Here is a 19,465-nt window from a genome sequence, read left to right on the forward strand (position 1 = left end):
CGAGGGTGCCGCTGCGGCGGTGGAGCGGCTCTGCACGGTCACGATAGCGGTGACCTGGGGATTGCTGGGTGTGACGGATGTCCCCCGGCCGGTGGGCGGGTGCGTGGGGGCGCTCCGGAACCGGGTCCGGGACCGCGTGGTTCACGGCGACTTCGGGGCGTCGGCGCTCGTGGCGCGTACGCGCCGCACCTCACGCTTCACGTCCCGGACCCGGTTCCCGCGCGTCCCCCGCTCCCGTGTGCGGGCGGGGGACGCGCGGTGGTGCTACTTCTCGGTGACTCCCGCCGAGTCGAACGTGGCCACCTCGTGCATCGCGCGGGCCGCGCTCTGGACCAGGGGCAGGGCCAGCAGGGCGCCCGTGCCCTCGCCGAGGCGGAGGTCCAGGTCGACCAGCGGGCGCAGGCCCAGCTTGTTCAGGGCCGCCACGTGGCCCGGCTCGGCGCTGCGGTGGCCCGCGATGCACGCCGCGAGGGACTCGGGGGCGATGGCGCGGGCCACGAGGGCCGCCGCGCCCGTGGAGACGCCGTCCAGGATGACCGGGGTGCGGAGCGAGGCCGCGCCCAGGATCAGACCCACGAGGGCCGCGTGCTCCAGGCCGCCGACCGCCGACAGGACGCCGATCGGGTCCGCCGGGTCGGGCTTGTGCAGGTCGAGGGCGCGCCGGACCACGTCCACCTTGCGGGCGTGCGTCTCGTCGTTGATGCCGGTGCCCCGGCCCGTGACCTCGGCCGCGTCCACGCCCGTGTAGACCGAGATCAGCGCGGCGGACGCGGTGGTGTTCGCGATGCCCATCTCGCCCGTGAGCAGTGCCTTGTTGCCCGCCGCCACCAGGTCGCGGGCCGTTTCGATGCCCACTTCGATCGCGGCCAGTACTTCTTCGCGGGTCATGGCGAGGCCCGTGGTGAAGTCGCCGGTGCCCGGGCGGACCTTGCGGGGCAGGAGGCCGGGGGTGGCGGGGAGTTCCGACTTCACGCCCACGTCGATGACGCAGACCTCGGCGCCCACCTGGTTCGCGAAGGCGTTGCAGACCGCTCCCCCGCCGAGGAAGTTGGCCACCATCTGGCCGGTGACCTCCTGCGGCCACGGGGTGACGCCCTGGGCGTGGACACCGTGGTCGCCGGCGAAGATCGCCACGGCGGCCGGCTCCGGGATCGGGGGCGGGCAGACGCGGGAGAGGCCCGAGAGCTGTGCGGAGATGATCTCCAGCATGCCCAGGGCGCCCGCCGGCTTGGTCATGCGCTTCTGCCGCTCCCACGCCTCGCCGAGCGCCTTGGCGTCCAGCGGGCGGATGTTCGCGACGGTCTCCTGGAGCAGGTCGTGCGGCTCCTCGCCGGGCAGCGCACGGCGGCCGTACGTCTCCTCGTGGACGACCCAGGCCAGCGGGCGGCGCTTGGACCAGCCCGCCTGCATCAGCTCGGGCTCCTCGGGGAACTCGTCGACGTAGCCCACGCAGAGGTACGCGACCACTTCGAGGTGCTCGGGAAGGCCGAGCGCACGGACCATCTCGCGCTCGTCGAAGAAGCTGACCCAGCCGACGCCGAGGCCCTCGGCACGGGCCGCGAGCCAGAGGTTCTCGACGGCGAGCGCCGAGGAGTACGGGGCCATCTGCGGCTGCGTGTAGCGGCCCAGCGTGTGGCGGCCGCCCCGGGTGGGGTCGGCGGTCACGACGATGTTCACCGGGGTGTCGAGGATGGCCTCGATCTTCAGTTCCTTGAACTGCTTCGCCCGGGCCTTCGGCAGCGACTTGGCGTAGGCCTCGCGCTGGCGCTGGGCCAGCTCGTGCATCGTCTGCCGGGTCTCGGCGGAGCGGATGACGACGAAGTCCCAGGGCTGGGAGTGGCCCACGCTGGGCGCGGTGTGGGCCGCTTCGAGGACGCGCAGGAGCACCTCGTGCGGGATGGGGTCGCTGCGGAAGCCGTTGCGGATGTCGCGGCGCTCGCGCATCACGCGGAGGACCGCCTCGCGCTCGGCGTCGTCGTAGCCCGGGGCCGGGGAGGCGGGGCGCGTCTCCGCCTGCTCCCCGGCCTCGGCCGGGGATTCGGGCGTCGAGGAGTCGGGGCGGGTCTCCGCCTGCTCCTCGGCCGGGGATGCGGACGCCGGCGCCTCGGACGCCGGGGAGTCGGGCGTCGGCGCGTCGGCCTGGGCCCGGGGCTCCGGCTGTCCGTCCGCCGGGGCCTCGGCCTCGGGGACCGCCATGGCCTCGGGGGTCGGCTCGGGCTGCCGGACCGGCTCCTCCGCGAGGACGGGGGTCTCCTCGGCCACCGCCTCCGTCCGGACCTCGGCGGGCGCGTCGACCGGGGCCTCCGCCACGGCCTCGACGGCGGCGGGCTGCTCGACGGACTGCTCCGCGACGGGCTGCTCCACGACGGCCTCCGCGACCGGCTCGACGGCCTCGGGGGCGGTCTCGGGCGCGGCTTCGACGACCTGGGGCTCGGTCGGCTGGGCCAGGGCGGGCTCCTCCGCGGGCTGCACGGCCTCGGGCGCGGGCTCGGCCGGGGCCTCCGCCACGGGTTCGACCACCTGCTGCTCGACGACCTGCGCCGGTTCGGCGGCGGGCTCGCCCTCGCGGGGAGCGGGCACGGTCCCCCGGGCGTCCACGGGCTCCGCGACGGGCTGCTCCACGACGGCCTCGATGGCCGCCGCGGGCTCGACGGCCTCGGCCGGGGCCTCCGCCACGGGCTCCACGGGCGTCTCCGCCACGGGCTCGGCCGGCAGCGACGGCTCCTCGGCCGGCGCCTGGTCCGCTACCGGAGCCTGCTCCGCGACCGGTGTCGGCTCGGCGGCCTGGGGCGCCTCGGCGGCCGGGCTGGGGGCCAGGTGCGGGGTCGTCGGGACGGAGCCCTCGACCTGGACGAACTGGGCCGCCGGCGGGACGACCGTTTCTGCGGGGGCCTGCGGCGCGGCCGCCTCCTGCGGCTGAGCGACCCACGGCTCGGCGCCCTGCGGGGCGAGCTGCTGGTCCTGCGCGATCTCGAAGTACTCGGGGCCGGTGGTCGGCGGGCCCGGGTTCCGCGCCGGCATCGGGGCGGGGGCCGTGGCCACGACCGGCTCGGGGGCCGGCGCGGGCTGCGGGGCCGGCGCGGGCGCGGCCGCCGGGCCGCGGTCGGCGAGGGAGAGCACGACGCCGCCGGAGGTGTCGGGCACCGGCGGGCCCATGTGCAGGGGGCGGCGGGCCGGCGGCGGGGTCGGGGCCGTGGCCGGCGGGGGCGTGCGGACGCCGCCGAGGTCGACGGAGCCGGTGTCGCGGCCGGCCGCCTCGTGGGCGCCGGTGTCGAGGATGCCGGGCTCGTAGCCGTGCTCGGTGGCCACGGGGACGCCGTGCGCCGGGGTGCCGAGCGGCACGCCCTGCGGCGGGGTCTGGCCCTGCGGGGCGGTCAGCACGTCGGCGAGGGCCACCCCGTCGGGGAGCGGACCCGTGAGCGGGTCCGGCAGCGGGTCGGTGAGCGGGTCGCCCATCGGGACCTGCGCCTCCGGGACGGCCGCGTGCGGCACGCCCTGGTTCGGGACGACCGGGGGCGCCGGCGGGGCCGGTACGGCGACCGGCGGCGCGGGCACGACGCCCGGCGGGTGCTCGCTCCAGGCGCCCTGGGCGCCCGGCATCAGGAGCAGGTCGTCGTCCTCGGTGGTGTGGCCGGAGGGGTCCAGGAAGGTGTACGCGTCCGGAGCGGGGATGCCCGGCTGCTCGACCATGCCTGCGTTCTCCGGCAGCCCCTCGCCCGGGACCTGGCCGGTGTCCGTCATGCGTACCCCTCGCCCATCGCTTGTGCTCCTTCAGACCTGCGCCCGTCGACAAGAACGAGCGCGCGCGCCGCGCGGCACGAAACACGCGCGGACACCCACACATTGTCGCGGCCTTCGGCCATCGTGGCAGGGAGATCTGCCACGGTGCGCTGTGGACTGCGCCACGTCGCGCGGTCCCCCCTTGTCGAGTACCACATCAGTGGCACAAAACGGCCACCAATTCGGGACATTGGCGAACAGAGCGCCGAACGTCCCGGTGCGGTACAACAATCGGCCAGCCTACCCTGCCCCGGCAGGGCGGCCTGGTCACGGGTGGGGGCCTCGACAGGACCTAGGAGGAGTTCGCCCTGCGTCCGGACAGCAGGAACACGACCGAACGCTCGCGTTCCGACCAGTCGTCCGGATCGAGTCCGACGGTCTGGAGGAGGACGCTCTCGACGGCGTAGCCGCCGTCGGCGAGGGCGGCGCCGATCGCCTCGGCCTCGTCGCGGGTGGAGGCGTGGACCACGATGCGCTCCGGGCGCCGGTCGGTGCAGGCGGTGACGACGGGGACGCCGCCGGCCGCGATCCGTACGACGTCGGGTTCGGGCAGGCTCTCCAGGACGTGCGGGGCTCGGCCGGGGACGGTCTGGAGGAGGACCCCGTGGCGGCGGGCGGCCCGTTCGGTGCGGGCGCAGGCGTCCGGGTCGGCGTCCACGGCGATGACGGCGGCGCCGAAGCGGGCGGCCTCGACGGAGAAGGCGCCGCCCGCGCAGCCGATGTCCCAGACGAGGTCGCCGGTGCGGGGCCCGAGGCGGGCCAGTTGGGCGGCTCGGAGGGCGGGGTCCGTGCCCGCGCCGGTGCGTGCCGGTCCGGTTCCGGGGCCTTCGCCCTCGGAGTCGTACTCCTCCGTGGGCAGTCCCCAGCCGCGTACCGTGCGCGCGGCCGGGTCCCGGCCCATCAGCCAGGGGGCGGTGGGGGCGCCGCCGAGCGCTCCGCCGATGACGAGGACGACGTTCGGGTCGCGCCAGGTGTGGTCGGCGGCCTTGTCGGAGGTGAGGACGGAGACCTGTTCGCGGTCGGTGCCGAGTTCCTCGCAGACGACGAAGGTGCGGTGGACGCCTTCGAGGAGGAGGGCGAGTTCGGCCGGTCCCGCGCCCGGTGAGGTGAGGACGGCGACCTTGGGGTGGGCGCGGCAGACGTTGACGGCGCGGCGCAGGGTGCGCTGGTGGGCGACGACGATCCGGGCGTCCTCCCAGGGCATGCCGGCCCGCGCGAAGGCGGCGGCGACGGAGGAGACGGCGGGGACGACCTCGACCTCCAGGCCGTACTGGGGGGCGCGCAGGGTGCGGACGACGCCGAAGAAGCCGGGGTCTCCGTCGGCGAGGACGACGGCGGTGCCGCGGTGGCCGGCGATGCGGCGGGCGGCGAGGTCGACACTGCCGAGGCGGATGCGTTCGGCGCCCGGGGGCACCTCGGGCAGCGTCAGGTGGTGGCCGGCGCCGGCCACCAGGGTGGCGGCGGAGAGCGCGGACCGGGCCGCCGCGGTGAGGGGCGAGCCGTCCCAGCCGATCACCGTGACGCGGTCGGCCATCGTCGTCTGTCTCCCTGTGTCGTCGCAGGTCGGGGGCGTGCCGAGCGTACCCCGGGATCGTTCCCGGGGCTCAGCTCCAGTCGGTGTACGAGGAGTAGCCGGCCTCGGCCATCTGGTCGGCTACGCCGTCGAGGTCCTCGGGGAGGAGGCCCCAGACGATGAAGTCGGTGCGCAGTTCGGTCCAGCTGCCGTCCTCGGTGCGGGTGCGGGCTATGCAGGCGTTGCGCAGGACGCCTTCGCTGATGCAGCCGATCTTCTGGGCGACCTGCTGGGAGGCCGTGTTGTCCGCGGCGGTGCGCAGCTCCAGGCGTTCGAACTTCTGGTCGCCGAAGAGCCACTGGGCGGTGGCGAGCGCGGCTTCGGAGGCGTAGCCCTCGCCGCGGGCCCAGGGGGCGATGATGTACGACATCTCGGTGGAGCGCACCCGCCAGTCGGTGTTGCCCAGCTGGACGATGCCGACCAGACGCTGGGTCAGGAACTCGGTGACGGCGAGGTCGAGGCCCCGGCCGGCGGTGCGTTCGGTGGGGGCGTACTCGGTGATCCAGCGGTGTGCGGCGGCTTCGGTGTAGGGCTGGGGCACGGCGGTCCAGGCGGCGACCATCTCGTCGTTCATCATCTCGGCGAGGGCGGGGGCGTCCGTCTCCTCGAGCGCGCGCAGCACCAGCCGGTCCGTGTTGATGGAGATGTCCGGGAAGGTGGTAGTCATGCGCAGCTCCATGCCGTGGACCGTCCGAATCGACCGTGAACGCACAGCATGCAGCATGCGGCCGCCGGTGCGCATGGCCGGGTCGGGTGTGCCGGGGATGTGTGGGGTGGGTGCGGCGAAGGCCCCGCGCACCGGACGGGATGCGGGGGCCTTCTGCTCAAGGACTGTACGGGGGAGCCGGTCTGACGGCCCCTCGGACGTCTTTCCGTCGTGCTGCCTTACCCGGCGGCGCCGAAGGCCGGGACGACCGAGCCCTTGTAGGTGTCCTCGATGTACTTCTTCACCTCGGGCGAGTTGAGGAGCTCGGCGAGCTTCTGCACGCGGGCGTCCTTCTCGTCGCCCTCCTTGACGGCGAGGAAGTTGGCGTACGGGTTGCCCTCCGCCTTCTCCAGGACGAGGGCGTCCTTCGCCGGGGAGAGCTCGGCCTCGATGGCGTAGTTGCCGTTGATGACGGCGGCGTCCACGTCGTTCAGGGCGCGGGGCACGGTGGCGGCCTCCAGCTCCTTGAACTCCAGGCCCTTCTTGTCGGTGATGTCGGAGAGCTTGGCGTCGGTGCCGACACCGGACTTGAGGGTGATGAGGCCGTTGTCGGCGAGGAGGTGGAGCGCACGGCCCTCGTTGGTGGTGTCGTTGGGGACGGCGACGGTCTGGCCGGCCTTGATGTCCTTCACCGACTTGACCTTCTTGGAGTAGAGGCCGAGCGGCTCCAGGTGGACGTTCACCACCGGGACGATGTGGGTGTTGTTCTTCTTGTTGAAGTCGTCGAGGTACGGCTTGTGCTGGAAGAAGTTGGCGTCGACCTGGCCGGACTCGGTGGCGGTGTTCGGCAGGACGTAGTCCGTGAACTCCTTCACCTCCAGCTTCAGGCCGGCCTTCTCGGCCAGGTTGTCCTTGACGAAGTTCAGGATGTCGGCGTGCGGCGTCGGGGACGCGGCGACGACGAGGGGCTTGTCGGCGGCGCCGGCCGAGTCCTTGGCGGAGGACGGGTCCGAGGAGGTGCCGCAGGCGGTGAGGCCGAGGGCGAGGGCGGCGGTGGCGGCGATACCGGCGGTGAGCTTGATGTTCTTACGCACGAAGAGTGCCTCTTTCCGGTGGAGCGGTGAATGCCTGGACAACAAGTCCGGGCTGTTCTTCGAAAATCGAAGCCTGGGGTGGCGGGGGCCGTTACGCGGTGCGGCCCCGGCGGGCGAGGAGTCGGACGACCCCGTCGCCGATGAGCTGGACGACGGTCACGATGAGGACCAGGACGACGACGGTGACCAGCATGAAGGTGGTGTCGAAGCGCTGGTATCCGTAGGTGACGGCCTTGGAGCCGAGGCCCTCGCCGCCGACCGCGCCGGCCATCGCGGAGTACCCGATGAGCACGATCACGGTGGTGGTGACGGCCGAGACCAGCGAGGGCAGGGCCTGCGGGAGCAGCACCTTGCGGACGATGGTGGGGATGCCGCCGCCCATGGCCTGGACGGCCTCGACGAGTCCGTGGTCGACCTCGCGGATCGCCGTCTCGACGAGGCGCGCGAAGAAGGGGATGGCGCCGATCGCGAGCGGCACGATCATCGCGGTCGGGCCGATGAAGGTGCCGACGACGAAGGTCGTGAAGGGGATCAGGGCGATCAGCAGGATGATGAACGGCAGCGAACGCCCGACGTTCACGATCGCACCGACGACCTTGTTGACCGGCCGGTTCTGCAGCAGTCCGCCCTTGTCCGTGAGGACCAGGAGGATGCCGAGCGGCAGACCGCCGACGATGGTGACGACGGTGGCCCACAGGACCATGTAGAGCGTGTCGACGGTGCCCTGCTCCAGGAGGGGCTGCATCTCCGACCAGGTCACTTGGCACCTTCCTTCACCAGCACGGGCGCGGCGGCCGGCTGTGCGTCGTCTTCCACGAGTTCGACCTGGAGGCCCTGCTCGCGCAGGAAGCCGACCGGGACGACGTTGTCCTCGTACCGTCCGGGGAGCTCGATCCGCATCCGGCCGACCTGCTTCCCGCCGACGCTGTCCATCGCCGCCCCGAGGATCGAGATGTCGATGTTGTACGTGCGGGAGAGCTGCGAGATGACCGGCTGGGTGGCGGCCTCGCCGTGGAAGGTGACGTCGACGACGGTGCGGTCGGGGCCCGTGGGGGCGCCGCTGACCGGGAACAGTTCGGCCGCCAGCTGGGAGCCGGGGGTGGCGAGCAGTTCGCCGACGGTGCCGGACTCGACGACGCGGCCGCGCTGCATCAGGGCGGCGGAGTCGCAGATCGTCTTGACGACGTCCATCTCGTGCGTGATGAGCAGGACGGTGAGGCCGAGCTGCCGGTTGAGGTCGCGCAGGAGCTGGAGGATGGAGCGGGTGGTCTCCGGGTCGAGGGCGCTGGTGGCCTCGTCGGAGAGGAGGACCTTGGGGTTGCCGGCGAGGGCGCGGGCGATGCCGACGCGCTGCTTCTGGCCGCCGGAGAGCTGGCCGGGGTAGGACTTCGCCTTGTCGGCGAGGCCGACCAGGTCGAGGAGTTCCAGGGCCCGGCGGGAGCGCTCCGCGCCGGAGACGCCGAGGATCTCCAGGGGGAGCTCGATGTTGTCCTTGACCGTGCGGGAGGACAGCAGGTTGAAGTGCTGGAAGACCATGCCGATGCTGCTGCGCGCCCGGCGCAGGTCCTTGCCGGCGCGGCGGCTCTTTCCGGCCAGCGCGGTGAGGTCGACGCCGTCGACGGTCACGGTGCCGGAGGTGGGGCGCTCCAGGAGGTTGACGCAGCGGATGAGCGAGGACTTGCCGGCGCCGCTCTGGCCGATGACGCCGAAGACCTCGCCCTCGCGGACGTGGAGGTCGACGCCGTCCAGAGCGGTGACCTGCCGGCCGCGCGACTCGTAGACCTTGGTCAGGCCCGAAGTGGTGATCACAGGGGTTTCCGTCACTGTCGAGTGCGCGACGCGGGGTCCGTCGTGCACGGGGCATTCGTCTTCGGACAGTCAGGCGCACGGGAGGCTGTTCCGGGCGGCTGGTGGCCGGTGGACAGCGGTGCGCGGGGCGGGCACGGTCCGGCGCCGGGTGGCGGGCGGATCGGCTCGGCCGTCGGGGTCTCGCTTCGGGGCGCGAGGCTCAGGCGGGGGCCCTCAGATGGCGCACATTCGACACGTACAACGAGCACCGGGCGTCGTGTTCGCCTCGGTCGCAAGGGTGCGGCTGCTCGTCGTGGTCATGGCTGCAAGTAAAACATGCGCAGCTGCGAAGGGAAGCGAGCTGTCCGAATAGCGGACATCACTGAGACGCCAGGCGGACGCGCCCGGCGCGGCCGGCGGTGCGCCTTCCCGGGCGTGGCCTGGCGGGAACCGCCCCCGGCCCGAGCGCGGCGGGGACCGCTGCGGGTACGGGATGTGGCCAAGGCCACGTGGCGGGCGGCCCCGCCGGGCCCCGGGGCGGGCGCACCGGGACCCCGGGGGCGGGCGCACCGGGGCGTTCGGGCCGTAATACCCTCGGGCGCATGCTTGACGCCCTGACGGTCGCGGTCTCCGTGGCCGCGCTCGCCCTCGCCGCCTGGTGCGGCTTCGCCGCCTCCCGGGATCAGCCGACCAAGGACTGGCACTTCATCGGCATGGCCGTGGTGACCTTCCTGGTCCTGGTCCAGCTGATCGTCGGCATCGTGCAGCTGGCGCGCGGCGAGAAGGCCGAGGAGGGCACGACGATCTTCGTCGCCTATCTGCTCGGCGCGCTGTGCGCGGTGCCTGTCGCCGGCTTCATGTCGCTCGCGGAGCGCAGCCGGTGGGGCTCGGCGACGGTGGCGGCCGGCGCGGTCGTCCTGGCCGTGCTCGAAGTGCGTCTCTACGACATCTGGACGGTGGGCTGACCATGACCGAGACGCAGGAGGGGACGGCGGGCGCGAAGACCCGTCTCGTCACCGGCCCGGGCATGCTGCTCGTCTGGCTGTACGGCGTGATGTCGGTCGGCGCGGTCTCCCGCTCGATCTACCAGATCGCCACCGAGTTCGACCGCGCGCCGCTGGCGTACGGCCTGTCGGCGGTGGCGGCGGTCGTCTACGTCTTCATCACGTACACGCTGGTACGCGGCGGGGAGAAGGCCCGCAGGGCGGCGCTGGTGTGCTGCGCCGCCGAGCTCGCGGGCGTGCTGATCGTGGGGACCTGGACGCTGGTGGAGCCGTCCGCCTTCCCGGACGCCACGGTCTGGTCCGACTTCGGCTACGGCTACGTCTTCATTCCGGTGCTGCTGCCGCTGACCGGCATCTGGTGGCTGCGGAGGTCGAAGGCCGCCTAGGCGGCCTTCTCCAGGGTCACCAGCGTGAGCTTCGGGCCGAGCTCGCGGGTGGCGACCTGCTCGTACCCCTTGCTGCGGTAGAGACGCAGATTGCCCTCGCTGCGGTGGCCGGTGAAGAGCCGGAAGCGCTTGGCGGACGCCGGCGCCCCGGCGGTGGCGTCCGCGAAGTGGCGCTCGATGCCGTCGAGGAGGCGGCTGCCGAGGCCGTGCCGCTGCATGCGCGGGTGGACGATCAGCTTGGCGATCCGCACCGTGCCGTCCTCGTCGAGACGGGCCCGCACGGAGGCGACGACCTCGTCGCCGAGCCGGGCCACGAGCCCGTGGCCCTCGGCCAGTTCGGCGCGCAGGGCGTCGAGCGACTGGGTGAGCGGCTCGATGGACCAGTCCCCGTAGAGCTCCGCCTCGCTCTGGTAGCAGAGGTACTGCAGCTTCAGGATGTGCTCCGCGTCCTGCGCGTCCGCTGCTGAGATGGTCACACTCAGGCCCATGTGTGCACGCCTCCCGCTCATCTGTCGATCATCGGTTTACCGCACCCTTCCCCGCCGAGCGGGGGCGGGAACCTCTGCAGCCAGCATTCTGCGCAGGCATCCCAGGCAGCGGGAACGCATCGGCCCCAGACTGCCCTGTGAGATACCCAACTCTCCTGCGATTTCGCGGTAGGTGGGGTCTTCCGGGTCGAGCATCGCGGTGAGCACCTTCGGGCAGCGGCCGGGCGTCCTGGTGACGGCGGCGCGCAGGGTGCGGCGGCCCTCGGCGACCAGCAGGGAGTGCTCCGGGGAGCCGTGGGGCTCGGCGCCGCCCGGCTCGTGGACGGGTTCGTCCCGGTAGGGGCGTTCCCGGTCGTGGGTCCTGCGGGCGCGGCGCGCCTCCGCGCGGACGGCGCGGCGCAGCCATTCGGCGGGCCGTTCGGGGGCGGCGCCGGTCTGCCGGAGCCGTTCCAGGAGACGGAGCCAGACGGCCTGTTCGAGGTCGCCCGGATCGACGCCGGCGGCCGGTGCCTCGGCGTCGGACTCGGCGGAGAGGAGGGGGGCGAGGGCGGCGAGGAGGCCGGGGGCGGGAACGGCGGCCCGGTCCTGGCCGTCCAGGGCCTCGGGCGCGGGGACGGTATCGGGGCCCTGGACGTCCAGGGTCCCGGGCGCGGCGGTGGGCTCGGGGGTCGTCATGTCCGGCACGATGCCGGGGTGCGCGGCCGTGGTTGCGGCGCGGGGCGTAAACCACCCGGGAGGGGGGCGCACGGCCCGGCGGTCCTGCCGTGCGCCCCTCGTCGGGTCAGTCGCGGCCGGTGAGGTCCGCGGCAGCGAGCAGGGCGGTGTCCGGGTTGTCGGAGAAGATGCCGTCGATGCCCGTCTCCAGGTACCGCTTGAGCGCCCCGAAGGCGTCGCCGTACGCCGTCGGGTCGGTGCCCCTGCGGAAGTCCGCGGGCAGGAAGGCGTTCTCGTTGCGGTGCGTGTACGGGTGGAGGATCAGCCCCTCGGCGTGCGCGTCGCGGACCAGGGTGGTCGGGGTGCCGAGCCGGCCGCTCGCGTCCTTCGGGATGACCAGGTCGAGCGTGGGGCCGATGCCCCGCGCGTACGAGGCGATCCAGGCGAGGCCCTCGGGCGTGACCAGGTCGGCGACCGTGCGCGGGTCCCCGGCCTCCACGAAGTCCCAGGGGCGGCTGCCCGCGCCGGAGAGCAGGACGACGCCCGGCGCGTCCACCAGCTTCGCCAGGCGCTGGATGCTGCTGGGCTCGAAGGACTGGAGGAAGACCGGGGAGTTCGCGCGGTGGCGTCCGTACCGGCGCAGGAGCTTGGCGAGCGGCTCCTCCAGGCCGAGGCCGAGGGAGCGGAAGTAGCTGGGGTGCTTGGTCTCGACGTGGAGCCAGATCTCGCGGCCCCGGCGGCGGCCCTCCTCCTCGGCCCAGCGCAGCACCTCCTCGAAGGTGGGGACCGTCCAGCGGCCGTCGTAGAGGGTGTTCTCCTGGCGGGTGCCGGGGATGCGCTCCTTGGCCCGCAGCGTCTTGAGCTCGGCGAGCGTGAAGTCCTCGGTGAACCAGCCGGTGAGCGCGGTGCCGTCGACTGTCTTGGTGGTCTTCCGGGAGGCGAACTCGGGGTGGTCGGCGACGTCCGTGGTGCCGGTGATGTCGTTCTCGTGGCGGCAGACCAGGTGCCCGTCCCGGGTGGGGACGAGGTCCTGCTCGACGACGTGGGCGCCGAGGTCGAGGGCGTGCCGGTAGGAGCCGAGGGTGTGCTCGGGCCGGTAGCCGCTGGCGCCGCGGTGGCCGATGACGGTGGGGACGGGGAGGGAGCGGAAGCCGAGGCCGCGGCCGGGCGTGCGGTCCGGGCCGGCGGCCCGCGCGGTGCCGGCGCCGGCCGCGAGGGCCGTGGAGGCGCCGAGCACGGTGGCGCCCGCCGCTCCGAGAACCGTCCGCCGCGCCGGGGTCCGGCGTTCGCCCTGGGTCATGAGGGATCCTCCTGTGTGAGCCGCGGTGTGATGTCCCGCACCTGCCAACTGTTGCCCCCGACGCTAGGCAGCGGGGCCCTACGGGCGGCAGACCTCGGCGGAACATGGCGGAAACACGCGTCAACACTGTGTATCCACTCGATGAACCCGATGTGCGCGTGAGGGTGACCCGCGAGTATCGTCGCCAGCTGCAACCGTCGTATCGACAACTCGACCGACCCGCTTCCCACCGGAGGAACCGTTGTCCCGTCTCGCGATCATCAAGGCAGTGCTCGGGCCGGTCATGCGCCTGATGTTCCGCCCCCGCGTGGAGGGCGCCGAGAACATCCCCGGGACCGGTCCCGTGATCCTCGCGGGCAACCACCTGACCTTCATCGACTCGATGATCATGCCGATCTGCCTGGACCGCCCGGTCCACTTCATCGGCAAGGACGAGTACGTCACGGGCAAGGGCCTCAAGGGCCGGGCGATGGCCTGGTTCTTCACCAGCGTCGGCATGATCCCGGTGGACCGGGACGGCGGCCGCGGCGGTGTGGCGGCGCTGATGACGGGCCGTCGGGTGCTGGAGGAGGGCAGGATCTTCTCGATCTACCCGGAGGGCACCCGCTCCCCCGACGGCCGGCTGTACCGGGGCCGTACGGGCATCGCGCGGCTGACCCTGATGACGGGGGCGCCGGTGGTGCCGTTCGCGATGATCGGCACCGACAAGATCCAGCCGGGCGGGGCGGGCTTCCCGCGCCCGGGCCGGGTGACGGTCCGCTTCGGCGAGGCGATGGAGTTCTCGCGGTACGACGGGATGGACCGCGACCGGTACGTCCTGCGGGCGGTGACGGACTCGGTGATGGCCGAGGTGATGCGGCTGTCCGGGCAGGAGTACGTGGACATGTACGCCACGAAGGCGAAGGAAGCGGCCTGATCCTCCGTACGGCGTTGCGGCAAGGGCCGGATCCCCGCGTGGGGTCCGGCCCTTCCGTCTGCCCGGCGGCCGCTACTGGCGGCTGAGGGCGCGGGTGATGCCCGCCGCGATGGTGGTCGCCAGGGTCCAGCCGGTGACGATCAGCAGGTACGAGAGCCACTGCCGGGCCCCGCTCGGCGCGAAGGCCGCCTCCTGGCCGAAGTCGATGATCGGCAGCAGCAGGTCGAGGGTGTAGAAGACCGGGTTGAAGTCCGGCGCCTCGCCCGGCTTGAGGGGTCGGGGGTGGTGGAACGCGAAGGCGAGGGAGCCGGTCAGCAGCAGCGCCAGGAGCCAGCCGGCCGCGCGCATGGGCCGGAAGCCGTAGCCGACGGTCCCGTCCTGGAGCAGGCCCCAGGCGCGCGCGTACCGGGGCAGGGTGCGCCGGTGGCGGCGGAGTTTGGCCAGCTGGACGGTGCGTACGGCCGCCTCGTCGCCGGCCGTGCGGTAGGCCGCGGCGAGCTGTTCGTACGCGAAGGGCGCGTAGCCGCGCGCGTCGCGCTCCAGGGCGGGTAGGCGCTCCTGCGCCGGGAGGTGGGGGCCGAGGGCGCGGTACGTCAGGCCGTCGACGCGGACCTGGTCGGGCCAGACCTCGGGGGCCACGAAGAGCAGGTCGCACTGGGTGCGGCGGAGGTTGACCGAGCCCTCGACCGGGGGGCAGTCCCGCAGCCATATCTCGCCCACGGTGCAGCTGCTGGCGCGCAGGGCGGTGCCGCCGGGGTTGGCGAGCCGGGCGTGGGCGAGGTTGAGCTGGCCGGGGATGCGCGCGCCGGTGAGGTTGACCCGGCCGGTGGCGCGCAGCCGCACGGCGCGCAGGTCGGTGCCGACGGACACGGTCTCGGCGTGCAGGGCTGTGCCGTCGGGGCAGCGCAGCTCGGCGTCGTCGAGGATCACCTGTCCGCCGACGGTGGTGGCGTTCAGCAGGACGCGGCCGTGGGCGACCAGCCGCTTGGCCCGGACGTCGGTGCCGACGGTGGCGTGGTTGAGCAGCAGGACCGGCACGTCCGGGTCGTCGGGGTCGAGGGGTTCGGGGGTGCCGAGGACGGCGTCGTTGAGGAAGACCCCGTTCGCGACCTGGGCACCGGACAGCTGGAGCGGGCCGGTGATCCGGCAGCAGGACAGCCGCAGCGACACGTCGACGCGGAGGTTCGACGCCTCCACGCCGGGGAGGACGGAGTCGGTCAGGACGAGCGTCCGCAGCCGGGCCGCGTAGAAGTCGGGGCGCTCGTCGAAGTGGCAGGCGCGCAGGCGCACCGGGTGGTCGACGTCCCCGTACTTGAGCCGGAGCACGCCGGTGACGCGGGCGCCGGTGACCTTCAGGCCGGGGGTCGCGCCGTTCCGGGCCGGTCCGTCGAGGAGCAGGGCGCGCAGGACCTCGGCGCGCACGGTGCGCTCGGGACCCCAGGACGTTCCGGTCCCGGGGTCCTCGTCGGGGTGTTCGCGGAAGTCGACGCCCTCGTCGCGCGGGAACGCCTCCCAGATGCGGCGTTCGGCCGGTGTCAGGTCGTTGATCTCCATCGCGGGGATGGTGTCGCGCGCCTGTTCACCCTGTCAATCCCGGTGTGCCCGGCCCTCCCTGAGGGAGGGTCAGTGCTCGACGCCGTCCTCCAGCTTCTGGCCCTTGAGCAGGAACCAGGCCGCGACCGCCGTCGCCAGGAGGACCGCCGCGCCGACGCCGGCCGCGATCCGCAGGCCGTCGACGAAGGCCTCCTGGGCGGAGGAGACCAGGGCGGCCGCCGTCTCGGGGGCGAGGCCGCCGGAGGCCTCGACCGCGCCGCCGAGCGACTCGTGGGCGGCCGACGCGGCGGCCGAGGGGACGCCGGCCGGGGTCGCGAAGCCCCGGTAGACGCCGGTCACGATCGAGCCGAGGATGGCGATGCCGAGCGCGGCGCCCAGTTCGTACGCGGTCTCGGAGACCGCGGAGGCGGAACCGGCCCGTTCCTTCGGGACGCTGGAGAGGATCACGTCCGCGGTCACGGTGAAGGAGAAGCCCGCGCCCACGCCGACGACGAGGAGGCTCGCGCCGAGCAGCGGGTAGCCGGTGTGCTGGTCGAGGGTGGTCAGGACGGCGAGGGAGAGGCCGACCGCCGCGAGACCGCCGGCCACCACGGACCGTACGGAGAAGCGGCGGGCCACGACGCCGGCGACCAGACCGGCGGTCACGGCGCCGATCGCGGCCGGCAGTTCGGCGAGTCCGGCCTCCAGGGGCCGGCGGTCCTGGACCAGCTGGAAGAACTGGGACAGGAAGAACACCAGGCCGGAGAGGCCGAGGATGGTCAGCAGGTCGGCGAGGACGGCGCCCGAGAAGCCTCGGTGACGGAAGAGCCGCATGTCCAGGAGCGGCGCGGGCAGGGTCAGCTGCCTGCGGACGAACCAGGTCAGGGCGGCGGCGCCGGTGAGGGCGGCGATGCCGGCGTCGAGGGAGAGGCCGTGGGAGGCCAGTTCCTTGACGGCGTAGACGACTCCGATGACGCCGACGAGGGAGAGGCCGACGCTGGGGAGGTCCCAGGGGCCGTGGTCCGGGTTCTTCGACTCGGGGATCAGCTTGATGCCGACGAGGACGAGGACGGCCATGACGGGCAGGTTGATGAGGAAGACCGAGCCCCACCAGAAGTGCCCCAGGAGGAACCCGCCGACGACCGGCCCGACGGCGGCGCCGGCCGAGGCCATGGCACCCCAGATGCCGATGGCGAGGCTGCGCTCGCGCGGGTCGTGGAAGAGGTTGCGGATGAGCGCGAGGGTCGACGGCATGAGGGTCGCGCCGGCGATGCCGAGGAGGGCACGGGCGACGATCATCGTCTCGGGGCTGGTCGCGTAGGCGTTCAGGACCGAGAGGGCGCCGAAGGCGGTGGCGCCGGCCAGCAGCAGCTTCTTGCGGCCGATGCGGTCGCCGAGGCTGCCCATGGAGACCAGGAGTCCGGCGATGACGAAGGAGTAGACGTCGCCGATCCAGAGCAGCTGGGTGCCGGAGGGCTTGAGGTCCTCGGAGAGGAAGGGGGTGGCGAGGCCGAGCACCGTGGCGTCGACCGCCACGAGGAGGACGGCCAGGACGAGCACGGAGAGGGCGAGCCACCGGCCGGGGCGGTGCACGCCCTCGGTATGGCTCTCGGTCCTGACGGTGCCGGTGATCACTTCTCCACGCTCCTGCGCGCTCCGCCGAGCAGCAGCTCGACGATCATGTACTGGAAGTCCTTGGCGGCGACCCGGCCGTCCTGCACGGCCCAGGCGCCGGAACCGATGAGCCCGTAGAAGGCCTCGGTGAGCCAGGCGGGGGTCAGGTCGATGCGGAAGACGCCCTGCTCCTGTCCGCGCCGGAAGAGCGCGGAGACGCGGGCGTCGAGGCGTGCCCAGCCCTCGTTCTGCTGGTCGCCCTCGAAGAGCTGGTTCTCGGTGACGAGGAACGACAGCAGGGGTGCGACGGGCTCGACCTCGGCGACGAGCCGCCGTACGGCCTCGTCGGCGGGCCCTTCGCCGGTGCGGGCCCGGTCGTGGGCCGCCTCCAGCTCCTGGAGTCCGAGCTCCTCGAGCGCCCGCACCAGGGCGTCCCGCCCGGCGAAGTGCCGGTGCAGCGTGGCCCGCCCGATTCCGGCGGCCCGCGCGACCTCGTCCATGGTGGCGGTCGCCTTGCGGGTGAGCAGGGCGGCGGCGGCACGGAGCACCTGGGTGCGATCGACTGACATGAGACAACCATACACCGCGTGAGACACCAACGTCTCATTCGATATTTCGAAGCCTCGCCGAGGCGGGAACGGAATGCTGTGATCGTGACGAAGCCGCTGCTGCTGATCGATGTCGACGGGCCGCTGAATCCCTATGCGGCGAAGCCCGAGCGGCGCCCGGCGGGGTACGGGACCCATCGGATGAGCCCCACGGGCTGGACTGGGGCGAAACCGCTGCGGGTGTGGCTCAACCCGGATCACGGGGACGAGCTGCTCGCGCTGGCGGAGGCGTACGAGCTGGTGTGGGCCACGACCTGGAAAGGCGAGGCGAACGACTGGATCGGGCCCCGGCTCGGGCTGCCGGAGCTGCCGTTCGTCGACTGGCCCCGGATGCACGGAAAGGCCCCTCGCGGGACCTTCTGGAAGACGCAGTACATCCTGGAGTACGCGGCGGGGCGGCCCTTCGCCTGGATCGACGACGACATCACCTCGTACGACCACGAGTACGTGGAGCGGAACCACCTCGCCGCCGCCCTGTTGCTGCGCGTCGACGAACGGATCGGGCTGACCCGGCCGGACTTCGACGCGCTCGCGGAGTGGGCGGCGGCGCTGTGACGTGCCGAGGGCTACTTCTTGGCCTCGGCCCAGGCGTGCTGGATGACCAGGTCCGCCTTGACCTCGACCAGCTGGGTGGCGACGGCCGAGGGGGCGGTGCCGCCGCGGCCGTCGCGGGAGGCGAGGGCGCCGGGGACGTTGAGGACGGTGCGGACCTCGGGGGTGAGGTGCTCGGAGATCTTGGCGAACTGCTCGTCCGTGAGCTCGTCCAGCTCCTTGCCCTCGGACTCGGCGACCTTGACGCACTCGCCGGCCACCTCGTGCGCCACCCGGAACGGCACGCCCTGCTTGACCAGCCACTCGGCGATGTCGGTGGCGAGGGAGAAGCCGGCCGGGGCCAGTTCCTCCATGCGGTCGCGGTTGACCGTGAGCGTCGCCATCATGCCGGTGAAGGCCGGGAGCAGGACCTCCAGCTGGTCGCAGGAGTCGAAGACCGGCTCCTTGTCCTCCTGGAGGTCCCGGTTGTAGGCGAGCGGGAGGGCCTTGAGGGTGGCCATCAGGCCGGAGAGGTTGCCGATGAGGCGGCCGGACTTGCCGCGCGCCAGCTCGGCGATGTCCGGGTTCTTCTTCTGCGGCATGATCGACGAGCCGGTGGAGAAGGCGTCGTGCAGGGTCACGAAGGAGAACTCCTTCGTGTTCCAGATGATGACCTCTTCGGCGATCCGCGAGAGGTTGACGCCGATCATCGCCGTGATGAAGGCGAACTCGGCGACGAAGTCGCGGGAGGCCGTGCCGTCGATCGAGTTGCCGACCGAGCCCCGCTCGAAGCCGAGGTCCTTCGCGACCGCCTCCGGGTCGAGCCCGAGGGAGGAGCCGGCGAGGGCGCCGGAGCCGTAAGGGGAGACCGCCGTCCGGGTGTCCCACTGCCGCAGCCGCTCGGCGTCCCGGGAGAGGGACTGGGCGTGGGCGAGGACGTGGTGGGCGAAGAGCACCGGCTGGGCGTGCTGGAGGTGCGTGCGGCCGGGCATGGCGACGTCCGGGTGCGCCTCGGCGAGGCCGACGAGGGCGTCCTGGAGGTCGGCGACGAGGCCGCCGATGATCCGGGCGTGGTCGCGCAGGTACATGCGGAAGAGGGTGGCGACCTGGTCGTTCCGGGACCGGCCGGCGCGCAGTTTGCCGCCGAGCTCGGCGCCGAGGCGCTCCAGGAGGCCCCGCTCCAGGGCGGTGTGGACGTCCTCGTCGGCGATGGTGCCGACGAAGGAGCCGTCGGCGACGTCCGCCTCCAGCTGGTCGAGTCCGGCGAGCATGCGGGTCAGCTCGTCCTCGGTGAGCAGGCCGGCCTTGTGCAGCACGCGCGCGTGGGCCCGGGAACCGGCGATGTCGTACGGCGCGAGCCGCCAGTCGAAGTGGACCGAAGCGGAGAGCTTCGCCAGGGCCTCGGCGGGGCCGTCGGCGAACCGTCCGCCCCAGAGCCGGACGTCACCGTTGTTGCTGCTCACTGCTGCTCCTCGATCGAACGTGGGCGGATGGCGCGGGGTCGATACTGATAGGCATAACTATGCGGAGAGCCGTATGTTTTGTCAATC

Annotated in this window: 17 protein-coding genes; 4 read left to right on the top strand and 13 right to left on the bottom strand. The window is 73.0% G+C overall.

All coding sequences use genetic code 11. From position 1 onward, the window contains the following. Positions 1 to 264: 264 nt before the first annotated feature. The 6 genes from cobT to K7G60_RS04880 all read right to left on the bottom strand — a co-directional run bounded on the left by cobT (position 265) and on the right by K7G60_RS04880 (position 8,902). Positions 265 to 3,741 (bottom strand): nicotinate-nucleotide--dimethylbenzimidazole phosphoribosyltransferase, encoded by a 3,477-nt coding sequence (cobT, locus tag K7G60_RS04855; RefSeq protein WP_225799532.1) that lies wholly within the window; start codon positions 3,739 to 3,741, stop codon positions 265 to 267. A gap of 331 nt (positions 3,742 to 4,072) precedes the next feature. Continuing rightward, positions 4,073 to 5,314: a precorrin-6y C5,15-methyltransferase (decarboxylating) subunit CbiE gene (gene cbiE, locus K7G60_RS04860; protein ID WP_225799533.1), complete on the bottom strand. Its 1,242-nt coding sequence runs from the start codon at positions 5,312 to 5,314 to the stop codon at positions 4,073 to 4,075. A gap of 70 nt (positions 5,315 to 5,384) precedes the next feature. Continuing rightward, positions 5,385 to 6,020, bottom strand: a complete 636-nt coding sequence (locus tag K7G60_RS04865; protein WP_225799534.1) for a GNAT family N-acetyltransferase — start codon at positions 6,018 to 6,020, stop codon at positions 5,385 to 5,387. Positions 6,021 to 6,238: 218 nt separating this feature from the next. Next, positions 6,239 to 7,093: a MetQ/NlpA family ABC transporter substrate-binding protein gene (locus K7G60_RS04870; protein ID WP_225799535.1), complete on the bottom strand. Its 855-nt coding sequence runs from the start codon at positions 7,091 to 7,093 to the stop codon at positions 6,239 to 6,241. 91 nt (positions 7,094 to 7,184) lie between these two features. Then, positions 7,185 to 7,853: a methionine ABC transporter permease gene (locus tag K7G60_RS04875; protein WP_225799536.1), complete on the bottom strand. Its 669-nt coding sequence runs from the start codon at positions 7,851 to 7,853 to the stop codon at positions 7,185 to 7,187. After that, positions 7,850 to 8,902 (bottom strand): methionine ABC transporter ATP-binding protein, encoded by a 1,053-nt coding sequence (locus K7G60_RS04880; protein WP_225799537.1) that lies wholly within the window; start codon positions 8,900 to 8,902, stop codon positions 7,850 to 7,852. Before K7G60_RS04880 ends, K7G60_RS04875 begins: the two co-directional genes overlap by 4 nt. Positions 8,903 to 9,483: 581 nt before the next feature. Here K7G60_RS04880 and K7G60_RS04885 point away from each other — a divergent pair. Both K7G60_RS04885 and K7G60_RS04890 read left to right on the top strand, forming a co-directional pair. After that, positions 9,484 to 9,846: a hypothetical protein gene (locus K7G60_RS04885; protein ID WP_225799538.1), complete on the top strand. Its 363-nt coding sequence runs from the start codon at positions 9,484 to 9,486 to the stop codon at positions 9,844 to 9,846. Positions 9,847 to 9,848: 2 nt separating this feature from the next. After that, on the top strand, positions 9,849 to 10,271 hold the full coding sequence (locus K7G60_RS04890; RefSeq protein ID WP_225799539.1) for a hypothetical protein: 423 nt from the start codon (positions 9,849 to 9,851) through the stop codon (positions 10,269 to 10,271). Here K7G60_RS04890 and K7G60_RS04895 read toward each other — a convergent pair. From K7G60_RS04895 to K7G60_RS04905, 3 genes are all read right to left on the bottom strand, one after another. After that, positions 10,268 to 10,759, bottom strand: coding sequence for a GNAT family N-acetyltransferase (locus K7G60_RS04895; RefSeq protein WP_225799540.1), 492 nt, complete (start codon positions 10,757 to 10,759; stop codon positions 10,268 to 10,270). The two genes, K7G60_RS04890 and K7G60_RS04895, sit on opposite strands and share 4 nt — an antisense overlap. A gap of 36 nt (positions 10,760 to 10,795) precedes the next feature. Next, on the bottom strand, positions 10,796 to 11,434 hold the full coding sequence (locus K7G60_RS04900) for a sigma-70 family RNA polymerase sigma factor (protein ID WP_225799541.1): 639 nt from the start codon (positions 11,432 to 11,434) through the stop codon (positions 10,796 to 10,798). A 106-nt stretch (positions 11,435 to 11,540) separates the two neighbouring features. Next, positions 11,541 to 12,713, bottom strand: coding sequence for a glycerophosphodiester phosphodiesterase (locus tag K7G60_RS04905; RefSeq protein ID WP_225799542.1), 1,173 nt, complete (start codon positions 12,711 to 12,713; stop codon positions 11,541 to 11,543). Between the two features lie 241 nt (positions 12,714 to 12,954). On the opposite strand from K7G60_RS04905, the gene K7G60_RS04910 reads away from it, so the two are divergent. Next, the gene (locus K7G60_RS04910) at positions 12,955 to 13,629 is read left to right on the top strand and encodes a 1-acyl-sn-glycerol-3-phosphate acyltransferase (protein WP_225799543.1); all 675 of its coding nucleotides are present in this window, start codon (positions 12,955 to 12,957) and stop codon (positions 13,627 to 13,629) included. A gap of 72 nt (positions 13,630 to 13,701) precedes the next feature. Here K7G60_RS04910 and K7G60_RS04915 read toward each other — a convergent pair whose 3' ends face one another. The 3 genes from K7G60_RS04915 to K7G60_RS04925 form a co-directional block, all read right to left on the bottom strand. After that, a complete protein-coding gene (locus K7G60_RS04915; protein WP_225799544.1) occupies positions 13,702 to 15,183 on the bottom strand; it encodes a membrane-associated oxidoreductase in 1,482 nt (493 codons plus the stop codon). A 69-nt stretch (positions 15,184 to 15,252) separates the two neighbouring features. Beyond that, the gene (locus K7G60_RS04920) at positions 15,253 to 16,797 is read right to left on the bottom strand and encodes an MFS transporter (RefSeq protein ID WP_225799545.1); all 1,545 of its coding nucleotides are present in this window, start codon (positions 16,795 to 16,797) and stop codon (positions 15,253 to 15,255) included. Further along, positions 16,794 to 17,345: a TetR/AcrR family transcriptional regulator gene (locus K7G60_RS04925; protein WP_225799546.1), complete on the bottom strand. Its 552-nt coding sequence runs from the start codon at positions 17,343 to 17,345 to the stop codon at positions 16,794 to 16,796. Before K7G60_RS04925 ends, K7G60_RS04920 begins: the two co-directional genes overlap by 4 nt. Positions 17,346 to 17,429: 84 nt before the next feature. Here K7G60_RS04925 and K7G60_RS04930 point away from each other — a divergent pair, with 84 nt between their 5' ends. Continuing rightward, positions 17,430 to 17,939 carry an HAD domain-containing protein gene (locus K7G60_RS04930; RefSeq protein ID WP_225799547.1) on the top strand — a complete coding sequence of 170 codons (510 nt, stop codon included), beginning with the start codon at positions 17,430 to 17,432 and terminating at the stop codon, positions 17,937 to 17,939. Positions 17,940 to 17,950: 11 nt separating this feature from the next. Here K7G60_RS04930 and argH read toward each other — a convergent pair whose 3' ends face one another. After that, entirely contained in the window at positions 17,951 to 19,378 is a 1,428-nt protein-coding gene (gene argH, locus K7G60_RS04935; RefSeq protein WP_225799548.1) for an argininosuccinate lyase, read from the bottom strand. Positions 19,379 to 19,465: the final 87 nt, after the last annotated feature.

Source organism: Streptomyces sp. NK15101 (genome assembly GCF_020400725.1).
GTDB lineage: Bacteria > Actinomycetota > Actinomycetes > Streptomycetales > Streptomycetaceae > Streptomyces.

Coding starts and splice junctions, on each gene's coding strand:
- cobT (WP_225799532.1), bottom strand. CDS start 3,741: ATGACGGACACCGGCCAGGTCCCGGGCGAGGGGCTGCCGGAGAACGCA.
- cbiE (WP_225799533.1), bottom strand. CDS start 5,314: ATGGCCGACCGCGTCACGGTGATCGGCTGGGACGGCTCGCCCCTCACC.
- K7G60_RS04865 (WP_225799534.1), bottom strand. CDS start 6,020: ATGACTACCACCTTCCCGGACATCTCCATCAACACGGACCGGCTGGTG.
- K7G60_RS04885 (WP_225799538.1), top strand. CDS start 9,484: ATGCTTGACGCCCTGACGGTCGCGGTCTCCGTGGCCGCGCTCGCCCTC.
- K7G60_RS04890 (WP_225799539.1), top strand. CDS start 9,849: ATGACCGAGACGCAGGAGGGGACGGCGGGCGCGAAGACCCGTCTCGTC.
- K7G60_RS04895 (WP_225799540.1), bottom strand. CDS start 10,759: ATGGGCCTGAGTGTGACCATCTCAGCAGCGGACGCGCAGGACGCGGAG.
- K7G60_RS04900 (WP_225799541.1), bottom strand. CDS start 11,434: ATGACGACCCCCGAGCCCACCGCCGCGCCCGGGACCCTGGACGTCCAG.
- K7G60_RS04905 (WP_225799542.1), bottom strand. CDS start 12,713: ATGACCCAGGGCGAACGCCGGACCCCGGCGCGGCGGACGGTTCTCGGA.
- K7G60_RS04915 (WP_225799544.1), bottom strand. CDS start 15,183: ATGGAGATCAACGACCTGACACCGGCCGAACGCCGCATCTGGGAGGCG.
- K7G60_RS04925 (WP_225799546.1), bottom strand. CDS start 17,345: ATGTCAGTCGATCGCACCCAGGTGCTCCGTGCCGCCGCCGCCCTGCTC.